The sequence below is a fragment of the uncultured Dysosmobacter sp. genome (assembly GCF_947631165.1).
Taxonomy (GTDB): domain Bacteria; phylum Bacillota; class Clostridia; order Oscillospirales; family Oscillospiraceae; genus Oscillibacter.
Map to the genome: position 1 here is coordinate 29,405 of NZ_CANRKH010000021.1, position 19,970 is coordinate 49,374.

23 protein-coding genes are annotated in these 19,970 nt (G+C 57.1%); 11 read left to right on the forward strand and 12 right to left on the reverse strand.

The window, feature by feature from the left end; translation table 11 throughout:
• Nucleotides 1-18: 18 nt before the first annotated feature.
• On the forward strand, nt 19-291 hold the full coding sequence (locus Q0Z69_RS10950) for a hypothetical protein (RefSeq protein WP_298033311.1): 273 nt from the start codon (nt 19-21) through the stop codon (nt 289-291).
• Between the two features lie 139 nt (nt 292-430).
• Here Q0Z69_RS10950 and Q0Z69_RS10955 read toward each other — a convergent pair whose 3' ends face one another.
• From Q0Z69_RS10955 to Q0Z69_RS10980, 6 genes are all read right to left on the reverse strand, one after another.
• Entirely contained in the window at nt 431-604 is a 174-nt protein-coding gene (locus tag Q0Z69_RS10955) for a hypothetical protein (RefSeq protein ID WP_298033314.1), read from the reverse strand.
• A complete protein-coding gene (locus Q0Z69_RS10960; protein ID WP_298033318.1) occupies nt 585-1,250 on the reverse strand; it encodes a hypothetical protein in 666 nt (221 codons plus the stop codon). Before Q0Z69_RS10960 ends, Q0Z69_RS10955 begins: the two co-directional genes overlap by 20 nt.
• Nucleotides 1,237-1,866: a hypothetical protein gene (locus Q0Z69_RS10965; protein ID WP_298033321.1), complete on the reverse strand. Its 630-nt coding sequence runs from the start codon at nt 1,864-1,866 to the stop codon at nt 1,237-1,239. The genes Q0Z69_RS10960 and Q0Z69_RS10965 overlap by 14 nt, the downstream gene beginning before the upstream one ends.
• Nucleotides 1,863-2,327 (reverse strand): hypothetical protein, encoded by a 465-nt coding sequence (locus tag Q0Z69_RS10970; RefSeq protein WP_298033323.1) that lies wholly within the window; start codon nt 2,325-2,327, stop codon nt 1,863-1,865. Before Q0Z69_RS10970 ends, Q0Z69_RS10965 begins: the two co-directional genes overlap by 4 nt.
• Nucleotides 2,311-2,826: an RNA polymerase sigma factor gene (locus tag Q0Z69_RS10975; protein WP_298033362.1), complete on the reverse strand. Its 516-nt coding sequence runs from the start codon at nt 2,824-2,826 to the stop codon at nt 2,311-2,313. Before Q0Z69_RS10975 ends, Q0Z69_RS10970 begins: the two co-directional genes overlap by 17 nt.
• Before the next feature lie 70 nt (nt 2,827-2,896).
• Complete coding sequence (locus Q0Z69_RS10980; RefSeq protein ID WP_298033326.1) at nt 2,897-3,196, reverse strand: hypothetical protein; 300 nt, start codon at nt 3,194-3,196, stop codon at nt 2,897-2,899.
• A 155-nt stretch (nt 3,197-3,351) separates the two neighbouring features.
• Between Q0Z69_RS10980 and Q0Z69_RS10985 the strand changes: the two genes are divergently transcribed.
• On the forward strand, nt 3,352-3,861 hold the full coding sequence (locus Q0Z69_RS10985; protein ID WP_298033328.1) for a QueT transporter family protein: 510 nt from the start codon (nt 3,352-3,354) through the stop codon (nt 3,859-3,861).
• A 106-nt stretch (nt 3,862-3,967) separates the two neighbouring features.
• Here the strand turns inward: Q0Z69_RS10985 and rd are convergent, their stop codons facing one another.
• The 5 genes from rd to Q0Z69_RS11010 all read right to left on the reverse strand — a co-directional run bounded on the left by rd (nt 3,968) and on the right by Q0Z69_RS11010 (nt 9,558).
• Nucleotides 3,968-4,126, reverse strand: coding sequence for a rubredoxin (rd, locus tag Q0Z69_RS10990; protein WP_298033329.1), 159 nt, complete (start codon nt 4,124-4,126; stop codon nt 3,968-3,970).
• A gap of 80 nt (nt 4,127-4,206) precedes the next feature.
• Nucleotides 4,207-6,534 carry a polysaccharide pyruvyl transferase family protein gene (locus tag Q0Z69_RS10995; RefSeq protein ID WP_298033331.1) on the reverse strand — a complete coding sequence of 776 codons (2,328 nt, stop codon included), beginning with the start codon at nt 6,532-6,534 and terminating at the stop codon, nt 4,207-4,209.
• Between the two features lie 181 nt (nt 6,535-6,715).
• Nucleotides 6,716-7,222, reverse strand: coding sequence for a deaminase (locus tag Q0Z69_RS11000; RefSeq protein WP_298033332.1), 507 nt, complete (start codon nt 7,220-7,222; stop codon nt 6,716-6,718).
• A 214-nt stretch (nt 7,223-7,436) separates the two neighbouring features.
• Nucleotides 7,437-8,426: an XdhC family protein gene (locus Q0Z69_RS11005; protein ID WP_298033335.1), complete on the reverse strand. Its 990-nt coding sequence runs from the start codon at nt 8,424-8,426 to the stop codon at nt 7,437-7,439.
• Nucleotides 8,427-8,643: 217 nt separating this feature from the next.
• A complete protein-coding gene (locus tag Q0Z69_RS11010) occupies nt 8,644-9,558 on the reverse strand; it encodes a LysR family transcriptional regulator (RefSeq protein WP_298033337.1) in 915 nt (304 codons plus the stop codon).
• Between the two features lie 190 nt (nt 9,559-9,748).
• On the opposite strand from Q0Z69_RS11010, the gene Q0Z69_RS11015 reads away from it, so the two are divergent.
• From Q0Z69_RS11015 to Q0Z69_RS11055, 9 genes are all read left to right on the forward strand, one after another.
• Nucleotides 9,749-10,321: a chromate transporter gene (locus Q0Z69_RS11015; RefSeq protein ID WP_367272304.1), complete on the forward strand. Its 573-nt coding sequence runs from the start codon at nt 9,749-9,751 to the stop codon at nt 10,319-10,321.
• On the forward strand, nt 10,318-10,881 hold the full coding sequence (locus tag Q0Z69_RS11020; protein ID WP_298033341.1) for a chromate transporter: 564 nt from the start codon (nt 10,318-10,320) through the stop codon (nt 10,879-10,881). The genes Q0Z69_RS11015 and Q0Z69_RS11020 overlap by 4 nt, the downstream gene beginning before the upstream one ends.
• A gap of 11 nt (nt 10,882-10,892) precedes the next feature.
• Nucleotides 10,893-11,417 carry a hypothetical protein gene (locus Q0Z69_RS11025; protein ID WP_298033342.1) on the forward strand — a complete coding sequence of 175 codons (525 nt, stop codon included), beginning with the start codon at nt 10,893-10,895 and terminating at the stop codon, nt 11,415-11,417.
• Between the two features lie 624 nt (nt 11,418-12,041).
• Nucleotides 12,042-13,250: a M20 family metallopeptidase gene (locus Q0Z69_RS11030; protein WP_298033344.1), complete on the forward strand. Its 1,209-nt coding sequence runs from the start codon at nt 12,042-12,044 to the stop codon at nt 13,248-13,250.
• 8 nt (nt 13,251-13,258) lie between these two features.
• On the forward strand, nt 13,259-14,146 hold the full coding sequence (locus Q0Z69_RS11035; protein ID WP_298033346.1) for a helix-turn-helix domain-containing protein: 888 nt from the start codon (nt 13,259-13,261) through the stop codon (nt 14,144-14,146).
• Between the two features lie 256 nt (nt 14,147-14,402).
• Complete coding sequence (locus Q0Z69_RS11040; RefSeq protein WP_298033348.1) at nt 14,403-15,464, forward strand: TRAP transporter substrate-binding protein; 1,062 nt, start codon at nt 14,403-14,405, stop codon at nt 15,462-15,464.
• 82 nt (nt 15,465-15,546) lie between these two features.
• Nucleotides 15,547-16,041, forward strand: coding sequence for a TRAP transporter small permease (locus Q0Z69_RS11045; RefSeq protein ID WP_298033351.1), 495 nt, complete (start codon nt 15,547-15,549; stop codon nt 16,039-16,041).
• The gene (locus tag Q0Z69_RS11050) at nt 16,041-17,321 is read left to right on the forward strand and encodes a TRAP transporter large permease (protein WP_298033353.1); all 1,281 of its coding nucleotides are present in this window, start codon (nt 16,041-16,043) and stop codon (nt 17,319-17,321) included. Before Q0Z69_RS11045 ends, Q0Z69_RS11050 begins: the two co-directional genes overlap by 1 nt.
• Before the next feature lie 344 nt (nt 17,322-17,665).
• Nucleotides 17,666-18,457 (forward strand): metallophosphoesterase, encoded by a 792-nt coding sequence (locus Q0Z69_RS11055; protein ID WP_298033355.1) that lies wholly within the window; start codon nt 17,666-17,668, stop codon nt 18,455-18,457.
• A 375-nt stretch (nt 18,458-18,832) separates the two neighbouring features.
• Here the strand turns inward: Q0Z69_RS11055 and gdhA are convergent.
• On the reverse strand, nt 18,833-19,970 hold a 1,138-nt coding region (gdhA, locus tag Q0Z69_RS11060), incomplete at its 5' end, for an NADP-specific glutamate dehydrogenase (protein ID WP_298033357.1).

Genomic DNA, 19,970 nt, shown 5'->3' on the forward strand with positions numbered 1-19,970 from the left:
AACAGGAGGAGACCGACAATGGTGAAAGGTATTTCCAGGCGGGTCGTGGTGGTGGATTCCCCGGACCAGCGGTTTTTTGAGCAGGCGATCTTTATTGTGCGGAACGACGCCGCCGGAGAGGGCGTTACAGCTAAGGAACTGGTGGAGGAGGCCCGCCGGGTCGCCCGGAACTACGCGGGCGGAGACCACGGCCGCTTCAGCCGCATGTGGCGGGAGCTGTCCCCGGCGGTGTACACCCTCATGGGCGCGGCGGGGATCGGATTGGTCTGGATGCTGGCGGCATTGGTGTAAGGCGGAATGGCCGGTATCGCCGCCGGCCCAGCGCCCTTCGCCGCGGAAGCGGCGTCAAGCGTTTTGCCCGGCGGGCAAAACCTTGAAATGGGTGGGCTTTGCCTGCCCATTTGAGTCCAAACACGGGGTCCTCGCCGGATCAGTGATCCGGCGGGGCCGCGGCGGGGATCGGATTGGTCTGGATGCTGGCGGCATTGGTGTAAGGCGGAATGGCCCGACATCGCCGCCGGCCCAGCGCCTCCGCAGCAAAATCAATAACATCAAGGCCACCCCTGAAAGGGGTGGCCTTGATGTTATTCCGCTTTTTGGACATGGACGCTGCCCGCCGCATGGTGGCCGGTGACCCACACCTCATATTGTCCATCCCTGGGAGCAGCTGCGGAATAGGTCCCGTCCGGCATATTCCGGCCGGTATAGAGGACCTCCCGCTCTGCCGCACCGATGATATCCAGGTCCACACTGCCCTGCTGATTGACGGCCTCCCACTGGACCGTGTCTCCAGCCTCCAGCTCCAGGATATGGCACACTCTGCCATTGAAATTCGTGTAATCCAGCAAAAGGCCGTTCTCATCGCCGCTGCGGCTGCCCTCATAGACGCCGCCCTCGATCCAAAAGCTTTCAGAAGGATCGTCATAGCGCTGAAGATCCAGCCAGTTGGTCACGCACCATGTTCCAACGTACATACACAGCGCCGCCCCGGTGAGGAGGAAGCACAGCAGCATCCCGGCCCAGTCATACTTGATGCGGCTGCCGTTCCGGGCGGCCAGCAGGGTCTCCGCGCCCAGCAGGATCAGGATGACGGGGGACAGCTTCAGCGCCCAACTCAGGTCCAGCCGGGGCCACAGCAGGCTGACGGCCATCAGCACTCCGCCGGCCACCAGCGTCACGCCCAGGGTGAAGGTCCCGACCCGGCGCTGCCGGACTGCCGCCTCCGGCGCGGCGTATTCAGTCGTTCCCATGGGCTTCCTCCTGTTTCGCTTCGGCCTGCTCCTTGGCTGCGTGGGCCGCGCCGTTCGCTGTTTCCTCCGGCGGCACGAAGTTGGGGATGTCCTCGCCCTTGACTTTTTGGGGCCCCCGGATGAACCAGACGCCCAGGGCGATGATGCCGACAGTCACCGCCAGCCGGGGAATGTTGTAGCGGAAGAAGTAGTAAACACTCCCGTCCCAGCCGAAGATCTCAGTGAAGAGGGCCGCCAACCAGTTGGCCAGCCGCTGCCACAGCATGAAGATCCCCAGCAGCACCAGTCCCCAGCCAATGAGGCTGTGGCGCTTCCGCAGCAGTTGGTCCGCCTTTTCCGCATCCATGTCGGAGAGGCCGAAGAGGTATGCGTCGGGGTTGGCGGCGGCCTCCGCGTCGGTCTGGCCCCGCAGGTTGTAGCTGTCGAAAAAGGAATACAGCCACAGCGGCAGGCACAGCACCGACAGCGCGCCGACCTCCAGGAATACCGCCAGGAAAAACACGCCGCAGAAAGCGGTCAGCAGGGATACGCCCCGCTTCATATAGCCCTGATGCATCTGTCCGCACCCGGGGATGCAGGATGTGATGAACAGCGAAAGTCCACCTTTACGTTTCATGAGTCCATTCCTCCTTGTACTGGCGTTTCCCGCCCATTCAAAAAATCATTCAATCCGGACACGGCACCGTCCAGGGAATCGTTCCATTTCGCAGGCCAGGTCCGCAGCTCCTGAGAGATGGAGGGCCGGGGGAGTACGATCCGCTGGGGCAGCTCTATGCCCCGGCTGCCCCACACCATGGTCAGGGCCAGCGCCACGGCGGCGGCCGCCGCGGCGTACCGGTTGGTGACGAGCCGCAAAGTCCTGGCCCGGACCCTGGCCCACAGGCTCTCCCTGCAGGACCGCCCTGGCGTTAGCAGCGGCGTTTCTGCCAGCAGCTCCGTGTACCGCTGGAGACACCGGTCGCAGAAGGCCAGATGCTCCGCCAGCTCCAGACGGGCCGTTTCTTCCAAGGCGGCTCCCTGCGCCAGGGCCGCCAGAGCTTCTTCTGTCAAATGTCCGTCCTCACGGAAGATCTCCATGCTGTTCCCTCCCTTCCAATCGTTCCCGCAGCAGCCGCTTTCCGCGGGCCAGCTGGGTGTGTATCGTTTTCACCGGTCTGCCCAGGGCCAGGGCCGCCTCCTCCGGCGACCGCTCCTCCAGCAGGCACAAGCGGCAGACCGGTCGGTACGGCTCCCGCAGCGCTTCGATGGCCGCCCGGATATCCGCCTCGCCCAAGCCGGACAGAGCCAGCTCCTCGGCAGGGGGCGACAGCCCCGCCGCCAGCGCTTCGTCTCCCGGCAGCACCGCCCGGCGGCTCCAGGCGCTTTGCAGGTGGTCCTTGGCCTTGTTGGCGGCGATGCGCCCCAGCCATTGCCGCTCATAGCCCGTGGGAATGGCGTCCCGGTGGAGGTAGGCGGAGAGAAAGGTCTCCTGGGTCAGATCCTCGGCGGCAGCGGCGTCCCGGACCAGTTGAAAGCAGATGGTGTACACCAGATGCTCATATTGCTCCACCAGGAGCGAAAAGGCTTCTTTCGTCATGCTTGCCACGGTCTGCCGCCACCTCCTTTCGTTGCCTGATACGAATCACTCATAAAACAATTTTCTTGTTTTATTGGGGCCGCATAAGCGGCCCCGGCGGCGAAGCCGCCTGTGATGAAAGTCCATACTTTTCCTGCGCGGCGTAGGCGCGGCGGCGCAATGCGCCGCAATAAAAAATTTTTCTAAGTTTTTTATCAGGAAACAGGATGACACCTATTATACGGTGCCGGACGAAGATATTCTTCAAAAAACCGTAAAATTTCCGCTTTTTATCCAAGTGCCGAAAGACCGGGAAAAGGCTCCGGACAGCCCCATTTCCCTCTTGCGTTTGCCGGGATTCTGTGGTATAGTTGGTCTCGACAGGTGCCATCTCCCTGTCCAAGCGCCGGAAACGGCGTTCGTTCGATGCACCAGATGGGGCATCGTTCTCTAAACAAAAAAATGGAGGCTGCGCGGGCCTTATCCTGCGCGTTTTTGCTGTTTTGCAAAAAAGACCTCCACATCATCAAAAGGAGGTCTTTTCTCATGTCCAGATCCAAATTCACCGTCCACCAGCTCACCACCGCCGCCGTCATCGCCGCCGTTTACGCCGCTTTGACCCTGCTGCTGCCCATCCCCCAGTACCTGGGCGTTCAGTTCCGCGTGGCTGAGGCCATGACTCTGCTGCCCTTCCTGTTCCCGGAGGCCATCCCCGGCCTGGTGGTGGGCTGCTTCCTGGCCAATTTCCTGGGGTCCCCCATCGTGCTGGACTGGATCTTCGGTACGCTGGCGACCCTGCTGGCGGCCCTCTGGACCCGCCGGATGCCTAACAAGTGGCTGGCGGCGGTGCCGCCGGTGGTCTGCAATGCTGTTATCGTGGGGGCAGAGATCGCCTGGTTCGTGACGCAGGACGGCGGCGCGTTCTGGCCTGCCTACGCCCTGAACGCTTTCACCGTGGGCCTGGGGGAGGCCCTGGTCTGTTTCATCCTGGGCATTCTGCTGCTGCGTGTGCTGGATAACATCCCCGCTCTGAAAAACCGCGTCTCCCGTCCCTGACTTCTCCGCACCCGTCCGGCTCCGCCGGGCGGGTACTTTTTACAAACATAACAAAACAGCGGGACGGCATCGCCGTCCCGCTGTTTTGTTATGCTTTTTCGCTGACTCAGACCGGCTCGAACTCGTCCTTGCCCATGCCGCAGATGGGGCAGACCCAATCCTCAGGCAGATCCTCCCACTTGGTGCCGGGAGCGATGCCGTTGTCGGGATCGCCGGCAGCCTCGTCATAAATATAGCCGCAGGGCTTGCATTCGTACTGTTTCATGCTGCAACCTCACATTCTTTTTGAAGATGATCCCATGATACCGGAATTTCAGCCAGAAAACAGTTGCTCTTGCAACAGATTTACCGCAATTTTGCCCGTATCTTGGCCTTGATCTCCGGGGAGAGCACCTTGCCCGCCGCCCGTACCGGTAGGGGCGGCAGCCGGAAGAACCGCTTCCGCACCTGTCCGAAAGGCTCCAGCGCATAGGCGGCGAAAAAGGCCGTCCGGTCTGGTGCCGGGGCGATGGGGCTGGCCAGCCGGGGATTGCCCGCCACAGCCCGTTCCACGGGAAAGGCCTGGCGGCTCAGGGGGAGCTGGTCGAAGATGTGGCTGCCGTGGGCGGTGTTCACCAGCAGCAGGCTCACGCCCTTTTGCTGCTGCTCCGGCAGTTCCTCCGGCTTCAGACCCCAGAAGTCCCCCAGGGTGAAGTCGCCGGGGCGGTTCAGGTTGGTATAGGCGCACCGGTGGCAGCTGGGCCGCAGGAACAGGGACCGGCCGAAGGCCCGGCCATACTCTGTGGAAAACAGGGGCGCGGTGTCCACGGTGCCGTCGTCATAGATGGTGGTGAAGTGGCTGTCCTTCCAGCCGGTCACCTTGTTGCGGAACCGCACCGCCTGCAATCCCTTCCCCTTTTGGGCCTCGATGGACCGGGCCATGTCCTCCCACACGCCGGGGGAGGGAACGCCATGGCACACCAGGTCGCAGGTGGTCAGCTTTTCCGGGCGGCAGCCCAAAAAGCTGTAAAGGCCGTCCACCTGGCAGGGGGTCCCGGAAAACAGCACGTCCCGGCCCATGTTCAGGGCGGCCCGCACCTCCCGGAAGGTCTCGCCCAGGTCGCTCTGGACGTATTTGGCCCCCCGCAGCCGCCACAGATCCTCTTTGCGGAAGCAGGCCACGTGCCGCAGGCGCTGTTTGCCGTCCATGGCGGCGCCGAACACCACGCCGCCGGATTCCAGCACGTAGTCCGCCAGGGCGGTGAATACGCCGCCGGAGGTGGAGTCCCGCCGGATCTCGTCATTGCGGTTCCAGGCGGCGAAGGCGGCGGGCAGGGGCGCCCGGGGCCGCTGTTTCAGAGCCGGACAAGCGGCGGTGCAGCGGCCGCAGCGGACGCACTTGTCCAGGTCCGCCGCCGGATAGGAGAAGCCCTCCTGATCCCGAACCATGGCGATAGCGTCCTTGGGGCAGACGCTGGCGCAGGCGGTGCAGCCGGTGCAGCGGCTGTGGTCCGCCAGCCGGGGCCCGTCCTGTTTCGCGTCCCGGGTCTCCGCCGGGGCGCTTTCATAGGGCGCATTTTCCAGGGCGGCGCGGAGATAGTCCAGGGACCCGGCCCGCTCCGCCGCCAAACGACCGTCCACGGCCTGCCAGTCGATCTGGTCCTCCAGACCGGCGGTGCTGCCGCCGCCGATGATCCGGTCCGTCAGGCCCAGGCGGCTCAGGATGCTGAAGGTCCGGGAGGTCTCCGGGTCCGCCAGCTCCCTGGGGGACACCGCGGTGAAGAAGGGGACATGGAACTGGACGGAGAACACCGTTCCGTGGAAGGAATTGGTAAACACGAAGGCGGCGTTGGCAAACAGCTCCAGAAATTCTGCCGGGCCGGCGTCCAGCACGCAGCGGGCCTTGGGATGGACCTTCTGCCGGACGCCGCACAGCTGCACGATGGGCATGCCGCTCCGCTCCGCGAAGGTGCGGATGTAAGGAGCCAGCGCCCCGGGCTTGCTGATGCAGTAGCAGAGAATATACCCCCCGGGGGTATATTTTTTGACATTCAAATACCCCCCCGGGGTATGGATCGCCGCCCGCCACTGGTCCGCCGTCAGCAGCAGGGTGGGGTCCAGCACCACCGGCGCCTCTCTTCCGGTGATCTCCGCTGTGATCTTTTGCCCCTGCTTCTCTCGGACGGACAGGTGGGAGAACTGGCTGAGATATTTCCGCAGCTCCTCCTCCATGCCCTCGGGGATGACAGGCGTGCCGAAGGAGGGGGCGTAGGCGATCTTCCGCTTTTCAGAAAAGGCCCCGAAAAACACCGGGTCGAACCGGCCGTCGGGGAAGATCAGGGGATTCCAGATCTGGTCGCTGCCGGCGAGGATGGCGTCGTAGGGCGGGTTCGTCGTCCGCAGCTCCTCCAGGCTCTCATAGCGGCGGGGGGAGATGCGCAGATGGTCCTGGGAAAATTTCTCGAACCGCTGGTAGCGGGCCTGGAGCGCCGGGTAGTGCAGGGCGGTATGAGCGTCCGCGGCGGCGCTGCCCAGGCCGGTGGGGCGGCGGAACAGGCTGTTGTCCTGATTCACGAAGTAGTCGATGATCTCGCACTCGTGGCCCAGGGACTCCACCGCCCGCTCCGTGGCCGCCGCCTGCAGCAGCGCCCCATAGTGGTGGATGTGATAAAAAGTAACAAGTCCTGTCTTCAAGAGGAAACTTCCTTTCTGCAAGAACCCGTATTCATAAGTGAAAAATGCCGGATGGGCGAGGAATCTTCCCGGCAGGCAAGGCGCTTTGACGCAGGAAGTTTGTGTATTTCAAGGAAAAGCAACGCAGTATGGCGGGAAAAGGCCCGCACAGACGGCGTTCAGCGCTTGTGAATACGGGCTCTTATTTCAAATCCATCTGCGGGATCTGGTTCACCGGGGTCAGCAGGTCGTCCTCCGCCACCCAGTCGGCCACGGGGACCACCTCGAACTCCGTCTCGGTGCGGCGGATGACTACCTTTTCCAGCCCGGCGTTGATGACCATCCGGCGGCACATCAGGCAGGAGGTGGCATCACTCAGCAGCTTGCCGGTGCGGGCGTCCCGGCCCACCAGATAGATGGTGCCGCCCACCATGTCCCGCCGGGAGGCGGAGATGATGGCGTTGGCCTCGGCGTGGACGCTGCGGCACAGCTCATACCGCTCGCCTCGGGGGACCTTCATGGCCTCTCGGGAGCAGTAGCCCATGTCCACGCAGTTGGCCCGGCCCCGGGGCGCGCCGTTGTAGCCTGTGGAAATGATCTCATCGTTCTTCACGATGATGGCGCCGTAGATCCGGCGCAGGCAGGTGGCCCGTTCCAAAACGGTCTCGGCGATATCCAGGTAATAATTCTCCTTGCTGATGCGGTCCATAGGCAGCCCTCCATGTACATTTATTGTGGTCAAATTTCTGATTTGACCGGCTATGAGATCCAAATCTTGGCCGCGGACCGCGGCCTGTCCCAGCACTTGTGCGCTGTGACACTTGAAAAGGGGTTATACCACTTATTAAGTTATTTAATTATAGCATGAGAGGCCAAACCTCGCAAGAGGGGGTATCCGGCAGTTTTGCCAGAAAGCCAGGAAATCAGAGCCGTCCCGCTCGGACGGCGATCAGCTCCGCCGCCACGGACACGGCGATCTCCGCTGGGGTCTCCGCCCCGATGGCCAGGCCGATGGGAGCGTGGACCTGGGCATATTCCTCCGCCGTGAAGCCCTCCGCCAGCAGCCTGTCCCGGCACAGGGCCAGTTTCTTTTTCGAGCCGATGCAGCCTAAGTATCGGGCACCGCTGCGAAGGGTCTGAGCCAGCACCTCATGATCCGCCTGATGGCCCCGGGTCATGATGACCACATAGTCATCCGGCGTGATGGTCAGGTGCTTGTCCAGCTCCTCGAAAGAGCCGCAGAAGGCGGCCTCCGCCTGGGGGAATAGAGCCAGATCCGCGAACTCCGGGCGGTCGTCGTACACCACCGGCCGGAAGCCCACTGCCGCGATGGCCGGTACCAGGGCTTGGGATACGTGGCCCCCGCCGAAGATATACACCCGTCCCGCCTTCACCGCCGGCACGGCGAACCAGCCGTCTTGGAACACCGCCCTGTTTTGCAGAAGCCCCGGCGGGAGCTCCGGCAGGTCCCGGGAGCCGGCGCGGCCCGCCAGACCCATGGCGGAGACCCGTTCCCCCTCCAGCCGCCGCACCAGCCAGGTGTCGGCGTTTTGGCCGGTGGCCTCCAGCAGCCGCCGGAACAGGGCGATGACCGCTGCGTCTCCGGCAGGGAGATGCTGGAAATGGAGCGTCACCGCCCCGCCGCAGACCATGCCCAGGCTGGCGGCATCCCCCTGGACAAAACGGAAGTCCCGGACGGCGTTTTCTCCGGTCTCCAGCAGAGTTCGGGCCAGGAGCGTGGCCTCATACTCCGCATTGCCGCCGCCAATGGTGCCGGCGGCGGTCTCCGGCAGCACCGCCAGCAGCGCGCCTGCTCCTCGGGGCGTGGAGCCGCTAGCGGCCAGGACGCTGACCAGCTGGATGCTTTGGCCGCCCTCCAGGGCGTGAAGAATGGTTTTGATGAGTTCCCGCATAGGGGCGCCTCCTTTGCTGCGTTTTCTTCATTATAGCACAGACGCGGAGGATTGGAAAGACCGGGGATGGGGCAGGCTCCCGCCGAAAAAAAGGCCGCCCCGGCGGGGCGGCCCGGAGCGGCGGAAGTGATGGCGCGGCACCTGCGGTCATTGAAAAAGAAGCGCCGGCAAAGCAATCCACACGCTGGCGGCGCTTTGCTGTTCGGTTTTGTGCGGTCTAATACAGGCCCTGATAATGGGGCAGCGGATAGTCCATCTCATAATTGCGGCACAGGTCGATGAAAGCCTTTGCGGAGGAGGTGAGAAACTTTTCTCTGTGATACACGATGTGGAACATTCTGCTGAAATCCAAGCCCTTTACACGGACGGCCACCACCAGACCGTGGGCCAAAGGCCCCACTACCATGCGCTGCGGAAGCACAGTGATGCCCAGGCCGTTGATCACGGCGTTCACCAGAGCGGTGGTGCTCATGGCCTCCCAGATCGGGGAGACCGAGAAGCCCGCCTGCTCAATGACATGCTCGAAGGTCTCACGGGTCCCGCTGCCCTTCTCCCGCAGAAGGAAGCGCTGCCGGCGGAATTCATCTATGGAGATCTCCTGGCCCTGGCTGAAGCAGCCCTCCGCCGGACAGATGACGGACAGATGATCCTCCATATACTCTTCCGACGTGAAAGACGGAACATGGGAAACGCCTTCGATCAGCGCAAAGTCCAGCTCGTTGTCCAAGAGCTTCTGCTCAAGCTGCTCCGACGGCCCAATGACAGCCCTGACCTCTGTGCCTGGATAGCGGTTGTAGAACGCTTTTACATAGTTGGGCAGAAATTGGGAGCCGATGGTGACGCTGGCCCCGACCCGCAGGATGCCGAAAGCGTCCCAGTTCCGCATTCCCTTTTCCATCTCGTCAAACAGAGCGATGATATGGCGGGCGTACTCCTGAAATTTTCGCCCCGCCTCCGTGATCCGCAGCCGCCTGCCGATCCGGTCAAACAGGATCACGCCGTAGTATTGCTCCAATTCCCGGATGGCAAGGCTGACCGCCGGCTGTGTCGTATGGATCTCCTCGGAGGCCTTGGTGGTGTTGAAATCGTGGTCACAGACCGCCAAAAAAAGTTTGAGATGCCGGATGGTCATGGCACCCTCCTTATTCATATTAAAATACGTATAGAAACAATTAAATTATATTATTTTTCATATTATATTTCAAGTGCTATATTTCAGATATACCCTCAGTAAACAAAAGACAGAGCGGTTTTCGGGGCATTTTGAGCGGCAGGCGTGCTGCCCTTTGTCCACTGAGGGCACAGACAGGGGGGATATGGATTTGGACGAAAAAAGGCGAAAATGCGGGAAGCTGTTTTTATCGACATTTCAACTCAGCGCGTGTACATTCGGCGGCGGCTTCGTCATCGTTCCGCTGATGCGGAAAAAGTTTGTGGAGGACCTGCACTGGATCGACGAGCAGGAAATGATGGACCTGACAGCCATTGCCCAGTCCTCGCCGGGGGCCATTGCGGTAAACGCGTCCATTCTGGTGGGATATCATGTGGCGGGCGTGCTGGGAGCGCTGACCACCGTGCTGGGAACGGTCCTGCCGCCGCTCATCATCATTTCGGCCGTATCATTTTTTTACACCGCGTTTCGTGACAACGCCGTCATCGACATGGCGATGACGGGGATGCTGGCAGGCGTGGCGGCTGTGATCTGTGACGTTGTGATCACCATGGCAGCGGGCATTTTCAGACAGAAGCGGCTGCTGCCTGTTTTGATACTGTTTTCCGCTTTTGCGGCTGTCCGATATCTGGGCGTCAATATTATTTTGATCATCTTCGCCTGCGGAGCCATCGGAGCGGCGGACACCTTTTGCCGCAGACGGGCTGGAAGGGAGACGGCATGATCTATCTGGAATTGTTGTGGAGCTTCTTTCAGATCGGCCTGTTCAGCATCGGCGGCGGATATGCCGCCATGCCGCTGATCCAGCACCAGGTCGTTGATATGCACCCATGGCTGACGATGACGCAATTTGCAGATATCATGACCATCGCGGAAATGACGCCCGGTCCCATCGCTATCAATTCCGCCACCTTTGTGGGGATCCGGGTTGCAGGCCTGCCCGGCGCGGTAGTCGCTACGGCTGGATGTGTCCTGCCGTCCTGCGTGATCGTCATGCTGCTGGCGTATATTTACTATCGGTTCCGGGGATTGTCAATGGTGCAGGGGATCCTGGCGGGCCTCCGCCCGGCGGTGGCCGCCATGATCGCGTCGGCGGGACTTTCCCTTGTCATCCTGTCTTTTTGGGGGCAGCGCTCCCTCCCGGATGATCTGAGCGGTATCAATGGCATTTCTGTATGGATATTCTGCGCCGGTCTGCTGATCCTGCGGAAGTGGAAAGTCGATCCCATATATGTCATGGCGGGCGCCGGTGTGTTGGGTGTTCTTTTGTATTCCGTGATGTGAGGAGGCTGCTTATGAAATACACAGCGAGGGGCGGAGCGCTCTATCTGCACGAAAAGATGGTCATGCAGATAAAAGGTGTTTTTACCGGCCCGGAGAGACACATTTATTCTCCGGATGGACAGCTGCTTTTACAGACGGCCATCCGCACATCGGACGCGCCGCAGGAAAAGACGGGCGACGTTCGCTTCCGCCAATACCTGCTGCTGGATGCGGAGGGGGAGGAGGTCGCCTGCGCGAGACCGGAGTATGCCGAGGATGAAGACCCTTCGGTTTTTGGGTGGCCCGTCTGCCGGATGCCCAGGGTGGACCATGCGCAGGTATCTATGAGCGGAAGCGAATATTGCCTGACCATGAAAAACAGCCAGAATTATCTGCTGGAAAAGCGATTTGGGGAGGCGGTCATGAAGCTGCTTCACCGGGGACTGGCGGGCGGCTGGGACGTTGAGGCGGATGATGATCTCAGGCCAGCGATCATCTGCGGCATTTTCGTGCTTTGCAGATATATCGAACAGGAAAACGAGTTTCTGGTGGTGTGAAAGAGGATCGCACGGGCCGCACGAAGCAGCTCGGCGGGAGATTTTCAGCAAAACGGCTCCGCGGCTCCTGCGTGCCGACAAAAATGACTGCCGCGCCGTTTGCATGTGGAACGGCACGGCAGCCGGGAAGAAAAGAAATTGTCTGCTGTTCTAGATTTACATAGGATTGGATTTGGAACTATACACCATAAGAGATAAGAAAATATGGCAATTTTACACGATCAATAAAGCGCTTGCCCCATAAAACTTCTATATTTTGTCAGTTAACACTAATACAGACAGATGGCTGCGGAATTCCTATTCAGAGGATTCCGCAGCCATCTGTTTTGTGTTTTTCCTGTCAAAAAAGCATCTGCTATGCCGGAAAGTGTTTTCGGCAGAATCTTCTCTGCAATTTAGAAGATCTATAGTTATGCGCTTTTGCCGCAAAGTATTCTTGAATGTTCCTGTACTTTGTTCACTGAGAGCAAAGAAATTGTTTTGCATATTTTGCACAATAGAATTAAAGGAAATGCAATGTGAAATGTGTGATCCATCTGATATATTTTAATTAAATTTTGACACATTCACATTAAAAAAATGCAGGAGACTTTATTTCTCCGCAACACTGGGAGGGACACTGACATGGTAGAAGAATATGTAGCGAAAGCACTTGAAAATGCTGATTTTTCCAGAATGATCCTTCAGAGACGTCAGCTGCATATGCACCCGGAAATAGGTTTTAATCTGCCGTTCACCATATCTTTGGTAAAAGCTGAGCTGGATCGTATTGGGATTCCCTATTCAGAAAAATATGGAAAGAGCAGCGTGGTAGCCATGCTGGGGAATCCGGACGCTGATTTCACCATCGGTATCCGGGCGGATATGGACGCCCTGCCCATCCAAGACAGAAAAAATGTTTCGTATCATTCCCAGATCCCGGGGCAGTCCCATGCCTGTGGGCACGACGCCCATACCGCTATGCTGCTTGCTGTGGCAAGAGGATTGAACAGCATCCAGGATGTTTTGAAATGCCGGGTGCTGCTCCTGTTTCAGCCAAATGAGGAGAGCTTCGACAGCGGCGCCAGATACATGGTGCAGGACGGCATCATGGATGAGATCGATGTCATCGTGGCCGCGCATGTGGAGAGCGCCCTGGATTCCGGAAGCGTGGGATTTTATGAGGGCCTGTCTTTGGCGGCCAGCCGCCCAACGCTGATCCGCTTTTTTGGACGGGAGGCTTTTGACGGTTCTCCTCGGGAGGGGATCGACGCCCTTGCTATGGCTGTCAACACCTATAACGATATCCAGATGATGCTTGCCAGAGAATTGGATCCCATGGATCGCTTTTACTGCTCAGTCAACGCTTTGAATTCCGGATGTACGAACAATATCATTTCCGCTTATGCGGAGATGAAATTGTCGATCCGTGCATTCAATCTGGATACGGATGCTTATATTTTCAAGCGCGTTTGTGAGATCGCCCACAAAAATGCAGACCTCTCAGGAGGCAGTGTGGAGATAGACGGACAGCTGAAGGCCCTCCCGATGATCTGCAACCATGCGGTCAACGAGCGCATGCGGGCCGCTGCGGTGAAGGTGGTGGGACAAGAAGCGGTGTTTGATCTGCCTCAAAAAATGAGCGGAGAGGATTTCTCTTATTTTTTGGAACAAAAGCCCGGGACTTTTTTCCTGATCGGAACCAGAAATACGGACAAGGGGATCACTGCTATGGAATACAGCAGCAGGTTCGATGTAGATGAGGATGCGCTGCTGGATGGGATCGAGATACTATTCAACTTCGTTCTGGACAATATGGAGCGATTTCCTACCAGCGATGATTCGAAGGAATGATATAAAGTATGGAAAAGCTGGCATCCACAGTTTATTTTGAAAATTGCTCAAATTACTATCACGTCTTTTGCGGGAAATTGGATCCGGCTGATCAGATCCAGCATCAAATCGACTACCATGAGGTATGCTTTGTCCTGAAAGGGCAGCTATGCCACCAAAACTGCCATGATTGCGTGACCCTGGAGGAGGGGGACTGCTTTATTGTGCCTCCCGGCTTCCTCCACAGCATAAAAGAACTGCATGACAACACAGTATGCTTTTGGCTGTCTTTTCAGGAATCACTGATTTTTCCAGGCTATCAGCACAAAAACCTGTACAGGCTGTTTGGCACCATTGACATGGAGGCCGATAACCGTGCTGAAGATATCAAGATGAAGCTCAGCCTGCCGCAAATGGAACGAGAAAGCCTGCAAAAGCTGTTTGACTGCCTGATCTATGAACAGGAGTCTATTTCAGAGCAGGAGAGCAATGCCGCCATCCTGATCGCCGCCATAATCAGCATAATCGCCCGAAACTATTTTGACAACCCCGCTATGGAACAGAAGCTGGACCGCATCAATGAGTACAGTTCTATCATGCTGGACTGTGTACGCTATATCGACGAAAACTATATGAAGCCCCTGACCATTTCTCATATGTCCAAGCATTTCGCCGTGTCCCCGTCCACCTTCAGCGTCATGTTCCCAAAAGTAGCAGGCATTCCCTTCAAGCAATATCTGAACCGCAAGCGGATCAGTTCCGCAGTGGCCCTGTGCGCCGACCAAACGCTGCCGTTCCATAAAATCGCCCTCATGTGCGGCTACCACGACACATCCACATTTTATCGGAATTTTATTAAGTATATTGGGGTGTCACCATCTTCCTTTCGTGATAATATGCAAAAATCAGAAAATTAAAGAAGGAAAACAAGAAAAATGCAACAAAAAATACGATAATTGCACTGTGATTTCAAAAATAATTGTAATAAAATTTTTTTAGGGCGCAGGATTTAGGAAGCGAGCTGGCTTCACCGAGACCCTATGATCCGGCTTTTTTCTCGTTTTAGTTTCCGTTCTTTTTTCCTGAGAGGCTATAGACTCCCGGGCGCTCAGAACAGGAAATGGAAAGAGGAGGAAGATACGTTCAGACAAATCAAAAGAAAGGGTGACGAAGATGAAAAAAGTAAAGAAATGGTTATCTCTTGGATTGGCACTAATCTTGGCGGCCGCACTGACCGCATGCGGCGGCAAAAAGACCGAGTCCAACAGTCCTGCGGAGACTGATCCGGCAGAGAGTTCTGCTCCCATCGAGCTGACCTTCCCGCATGTGTTCAGTTCCACCAGCAACCAGGCTAAGTGGGCCAACTGGATCGCGGACACCGTGAAGGAGCGCACCGACGGCGGCCTGATTATCCGTACTTATGCTGACAGTCAGCTGGGCGATGAACCCGAAGTTATTCCCAAGATCATCAGCGGCGAATTCTCTATGGGAATGCACGAGGGCTCTGCGTGGGCCGACGCTTTCGGAGCGCAGCAGCTGGGCGTATATGGCCTGCCCTATCTGTGCACTACTTATGAAGGCATGAAGGACATCGGCATGAACATTCTGCCCGACAGCTTCAATCAGATGCTGGAAGATGCGGATTGCACCGACATCATTGCCTTTGCGCCGATCTCCCAGGGCATCCGCGGCGTATTCACTGCTTCCAAACCCGTCCGCGTCGCAGAGGACCTGGTGGGTCAGAAGATCCGCACTGCTCCCGCCGCTCTGTACCTCTCTGCCGTAGAAGCGCTGGGCTGCACGCCTACTCCGATCCCGCTGTCTGAGGCGTATACTTCTCTGACGCAGGGCGTTGTGGATGGCATTGAGAATGACCCCGGCACCATTATGTCCATGAATATGCAGGAAGTTCTGAAGTACTACACCCCTACGAACCATCTGGCTTCCTTCAACATCATCTGCGTGAATCGCTCTGTGTTCGAATCTCTGCCGGAAGAATATCAGACGATTCTGCGCGACACCATTATTGAGGGCTGCTCCAAGCAGTTCGATGACTGCGCCGCTGAAAATGCCGCCTATCTGGAAGAAATGCAGAAGAGCGGCATCGAGATCATCGATTTCCCCGATGAAGAACTGGACAAGCTGCGCGCCAACGCTCAGCCTTTGCTGGATGAGTTTGCCGAGGAGTATGATTTGGGCGACCTGATTGCCGAGATGATTGCTGTCGAGGATTGAGCGTCTATACCAGTGAAAGCGAAAAGGTTCGGTGGTGAATACTGAACCTTTTCCTTCTAAATATGGGTTAGGAGATAATACGATGCAGTTGCTAAAAAAAATTGATATGGTTATTGAAAAAGCTGTAGAGTATTTTTGCATCGCGCTGCTGGCTGCAATTATCATTTTGTGCTTTGCCAATACTTTTATGCGTTATTTGTTTAATAGCCCTATTATTTGGTCCGAAGAGCTGACCCGCTATATGTCTGTGTGGCTGGCCATTGTCGGTGCTGCGGCAACGGTCCGGGTGGATGGGCACACGGCACTGGATATTCTGCAGGGCCTGATCAAAAATCGTAAGGCTAAGGTCGCCCTCTTTGTTTTAACGCGGGCGATCGTCGTGCTGATCCTCATAGGACTGTTTCCCGCCGGTATCGCGGCAATGCAGACGCTGGGGCGCTCCATCGCATCCAGCACCAGATTGCCCATGTGGGTCTTGTATCTGTCGTTTCCGCTGGGCAGTGTCTGCATGATCATCGCTTATATCCGGACTGTTCCTGAGTACACAAGAATGATTTTGAGAGGAGAGAAGGAATAGTGCTACAAATTGCTGCGATCACACTGTTCGCATTATTGCTTCTCGGTGTTCCCATTACCTTTGCATTGCTGGGCTCCGGCCTTTTGGCAGTGCTGGTCACTGGTGGATTTTCCGAGTATGTCATTATTGAACGCTTCATTGCCGGCATCAACTCCTTTTCCCTGATGGCCATCCCCCTGTTTATCGCTGGCGGCGCGATCATGAACGAGAGCGGCATCTCCCGGAGGATCGTGGACTTTTGCGCGTCTCTGTTTTCCTGGGTGCGCGGCGGCCTGGGCTGTATCTGCGTGGCCTCCAACATGGTCTTTGGCGGCATTTCCGGTTCTGGAACCGCGGCCGTCAGCGCCATCGGCAGCATTACCGCGCCTGCGATGATCAAAACCGGCTATGATAAGGGCTTTACTGGAGCTTTGATCGCCGGTGCTGGATCCACGGCTCCGATCATCCCGCCAAGCTGCGATATGATCGTATTTGCATCCATCACCGGTCTCTCCGTTGCAAAGATCTTCATTGGCGGACTGGTTCCCGGCATCAGCATCGGTATCGTTCTGATGATCATATGCATGCTGTATGCGAAAAAGCACGATATCGACTATGGCGGAAAATTTGAGTTTTCCCGCGTGTGGAAAACTTTTATACAGGCCATTTGGGCATTGGCCATGCCTGTCATGATCATCGGCGGTGTTTCCATCGGCTTTTGTACGGCTACTGAGGCCGGCGCGGTCGCCTGCGTATATGGCTTGATCGTCGGCAAGTTTGTGTACAAAGAACTGACGGTACAGGGACTGTTCAGAGTATTCAAGCAGGCAGTCATTGTCAACGGCCAGATCATGACGCTGATCGCTGCCTCCAGCCTGTATGGCTATATCTTTGCCATGGAGAATGTCAGCGGCAGACTGCGGGATTTTCTGAGCGGAATTTCCAGCAACTATACTGTTATTATGCTAATTGTTGCTGCGTTGATGCTGGTCATCGGCTGCTTTATGGAATGCACAGGCGTTATGCCGATCATCCTGCCTATCGTATATCCCCTGCTTCAAAGCATGGGATGCAATATGGTGCAGTTTGGCGTGATGTTCTGTATGTGCACGATTATCGGCGGGCTGACGCCTCCTGTCGGCTGCTATCTGTTCGTCTCAGCGTCGGTCGTCAAGGAACGGGTCACGAAGATCATCCCATGGATGTACTTAATGGTGGCGGTGGATGTAGTGTTTATGCTGCTTACCTTATTCTGGGAACCATTTGCCACTTTCCTGCCAAGCCTGATTTTTGGCAGCTGAGGCGATGAAAGAGTCAAAGCATTTGACTTATGGAGTCACTTGACCTATAGCTGAAGAGTTGCTATATGTGAGAGCTTTCCCTTTTGCGTATGGCAACTCTTCTGTTTTCTATAATCAAATAACTTGGAAAGTGATAAAACCACTTTCCAAGTGTCGCAGCGCACATGCGCTGTGACAGGCCGCTGTCGCGGCCTTGATTTGGATTTCATAGCCAATGGCTGTGCGCTTTGCGCACGGCGGGCATCGCCCGCCTGAAAAATAGCTTTGCTATTTTTCAAGTTCATTGACTATATTGCAGAAAGCCCCGTGGACTATTTGCCTATGGAAGGGAACATTCTAATGAAATGAATATTATTCAAATATCAGACCTTCATCTGTGTGAGAACAACAAGTATGCATTTCTGCGGGCAGATTCAGCTCTCGCCCTGCACAGAACGGTTGATTATTTTCTGCATTCTTCGATTCAGGCAGATGTTGTCGTTGTCAGCGGTGATGTTTCCACTGATGGCAGCATCGGAGCCTATCAGACTGCAAAAAAGGAGTTGGCCCGATTGCCTTGGCCGGTATACTATATACCCGGAAATCATGACAACCCCGCCGCCATGCAAAAAATGCAGCTGCTTCCGGAGGACTGGCGTCAGGCAGCCTGCCGCAGGATAGAATTTCCTGAAGCTGTGATTATTTTGCTGGATTCTGTGCGGAGAGGACAATCTCGCGGCGGTGTAAGCGACGAAACGCTGGAGCTTTTGAAAAGCGCCCTTTCCGAGGATGATGGCAGGCCTACGTTCCTGTTTATGCACCATGTGCCTTTTCGCACAGGGTATACGGCAATGGATGAACCGTTCGAACAGGTAGAAAAACTAATGAAGCTTCTTTCCGGGCGGCAAAATCTGTACATGTGCTGCGGCCATATCCACGCCCCCATTGTTACAAAGATGCAGCAGATCAGTGTGAATACCTGTCCCCCGATCTGCATGGCGATGGAATTTGATTTGACGCCGCAGGGCGGGGACATGTTCTATACATCTGAACCACAGTTCATGCTGCATGTTGTGGAAGGCGCGCAGGTCATAACCCATTTTGCCACTGTTCCTACGGGAGAGATCCGCAAAGGACCGTACACATTTTCCATTTAACTGGGACTGCCTGGGAACTGTTTGGAAGGAAAAGTATATTTCTTGGACAGACGTCGGTGCGCAGAGGCGCTCCCGCCCTGAGTCAAGCAGACAAGGCTTGGACTGAACAGCTCTGATGCAAACCAGAAATGCAGGATACCGTCAAAGCAGCCGTCTCTGGCTCAGCAGTATATGCTGAGCCAGAGATATTTTTATGCACCAGGAGATCAGGTACGGTCATTGCAGGCAAATTTTAAAAGTGATGAACAAAAAGATATCAGGACGCTTCCTCTTGCAGGAGGCGTCCTGATATCTTCAGCCGAGGCACGAGATATGAGGTATGAAATATGCAAAAGGGGATGATACGCCTGCGGCCCTATATGCGGGATTTGTGGATCAGAAGATGCCCTGGGCCATCATGGCGTCGGCGACCCGCTGGAAGCCGGCGATATTGGCGCCCGCCACCAGATTGTAGCCAAGACCGTACTTTTCAGCGGCCTCCACGCTCATGGTGTAAATGGTGTTCATGATCTGGTGGAGCTGCTTATCCACCTCTTCCTCGGTCCACACCAGCCGCTCGCTGTTCTGGGCCATCTCCAGAGCGGAGGTGGCTACGCCGCCGGCGTTGACCGCCTTGCTGGGCGCCACGATCATGCCGGGCTGGTCCATCAGGAACTTCAGCGCATCGTTGGTGGTGGGCATGTTGGCCACCTCGATGTAATACTTCACGCCGTTGGCGGCGATCTGCTTGGCCTGCTCCATATGTACGTCGTTCTGCATGGCGGAGGGCATCACCACGTCTACCTTCACACCCCAGGGCTTCTCGCCAGGATGGAACTCCACGCCGAACTTGTCCGCGTAATCCTTCACCTTGTTCCGGCCGGAGGCCCGCATCTCCACCAGATAGTCGATCTTCTCGTCGGTGGTAACGCCGTCGGGATCGTAGATGTAGCCGTCGGGGCCGGACAGGGTGACCACCTTGGCGCCCAGCTGGGCAGCCTTCTTGCAGATGCCCCAGGTCACATTGCCGAAGCCGGCGCAGCCGATGGTCTTGCCCTCGATGCTCTCGCCCTCGTGCTTCAGCACGTTCTCCAGATAATACACCGCACCAAAGCCGGTGGCCTCGGGACGGATCAGGGAGCCGCCGTAGGAGAAGCCCTTGCCGGTGAGAACGCCGTTTTCAAACGCGCCCTTCAGGCGGCGGTACTCGCCGTACAGATAGCCGATCTCCCGGGCACCCACGCCCATGTCGCCGGCAGGCACGTCTACATCCGGCCCGATGTAGCGGTACAGCGCCTGCATGAAACTCTGGCAGAAGCGCATGATCTCGGAATCAGACTTGCCGGCGGGATCAAAGTCGCTGCCGCCCTTGCCGCCGCCGATGGGCAGGCCGGTGAGGCTGTTTTTGAAGATCTGCTCAAAGCCCAAAAACTTGATGATGCCCTCGTAGACGTTGGGCTGGAAGCGCAGGCCGCCCTTATAGGGGCCGATGGCACCGTTGAACTGGCAGCGCCAGCCGGTGTTGGTGTGCCAG

Bases quoted from the DNA above. Each gene is read 5' to 3' on its own strand.
- Q0Z69_RS10950 (WP_298033311.1), top strand. From the start codon at position 19: ATGGTGAAAGGTATTTCCAGGCGGGTCGTGGTGGTGGATTCCCCGGAC.
- Q0Z69_RS10955 (WP_298033314.1), bottom strand. From the start codon at position 604: ATGTCCAAAAAGCGGAATAACATCAAGGCCACCCCTTTCAGGGGTGGC.
- Q0Z69_RS10960 (WP_298033318.1), bottom strand. From the start codon at position 1,250: ATGGGAACGACTGAATACGCCGCGCCGGAGGCGGCAGTCCGGCAGCGC.
- Q0Z69_RS10965 (WP_298033321.1), bottom strand. From the start codon at position 1,866: ATGAAACGTAAAGGTGGACTTTCGCTGTTCATCACATCCTGCATCCCC.
- Q0Z69_RS10970 (WP_298033323.1), bottom strand. From the start codon at position 2,327: ATGGAGATCTTCCGTGAGGACGGACATTTGACAGAAGAAGCTCTGGCG.
- Q0Z69_RS10975 (WP_298033362.1), bottom strand. From the start codon at position 2,826: ATGACGAAAGAAGCCTTTTCGCTCCTGGTGGAGCAATATGAGCATCTG.
- Q0Z69_RS10980 (WP_298033326.1), bottom strand. From the start codon at position 3,196: ATGGCACCTGTCGAGACCAACTATACCACAGAATCCCGGCAAACGCAA.
- Q0Z69_RS10985 (WP_298033328.1), top strand. From the start codon at position 3,352: ATGTCCAGATCCAAATTCACCGTCCACCAGCTCACCACCGCCGCCGTC.
- rd (WP_298033329.1), bottom strand. From the start codon at position 4,126: ATGAAACAGTACGAATGCAAGCCCTGCGGCTATATTTATGACGAGGCT.
- Q0Z69_RS11000 (WP_298033332.1), bottom strand. From the start codon at position 7,222: ATGGACCGCATCAGCAAGGAGAATTATTACCTGGATATCGCCGAGACC.
- Q0Z69_RS11005 (WP_298033335.1), bottom strand. From the start codon at position 8,426: ATGCGGGAACTCATCAAAACCATTCTTCACGCCCTGGAGGGCGGCCAA.
- Q0Z69_RS11010 (WP_298033337.1), bottom strand. From the start codon at position 9,558: ATGACCATCCGGCATCTCAAACTTTTTTTGGCGGTCTGTGACCACGAT.
- Q0Z69_RS11020 (WP_298033341.1), top strand. From the start codon at position 10,318: ATGATCTATCTGGAATTGTTGTGGAGCTTCTTTCAGATCGGCCTGTTC.
- Q0Z69_RS11025 (WP_298033342.1), top strand. From the start codon at position 10,893: ATGAAATACACAGCGAGGGGCGGAGCGCTCTATCTGCACGAAAAGATG.
- Q0Z69_RS11030 (WP_298033344.1), top strand. From the start codon at position 12,042: ATGGTAGAAGAATATGTAGCGAAAGCACTTGAAAATGCTGATTTTTCC.
- Q0Z69_RS11035 (WP_298033346.1), top strand. From the start codon at position 13,259: ATGGAAAAGCTGGCATCCACAGTTTATTTTGAAAATTGCTCAAATTAC.
- Q0Z69_RS11040 (WP_298033348.1), top strand. From the start codon at position 14,403: ATGAAAAAAGTAAAGAAATGGTTATCTCTTGGATTGGCACTAATCTTG.
- Q0Z69_RS11045 (WP_298033351.1), top strand. From the start codon at position 15,547: ATGCAGTTGCTAAAAAAAATTGATATGGTTATTGAAAAAGCTGTAGAG.
- Q0Z69_RS11055 (WP_298033355.1), top strand. From the start codon at position 17,666: ATGAATATTATTCAAATATCAGACCTTCATCTGTGTGAGAACAACAAG.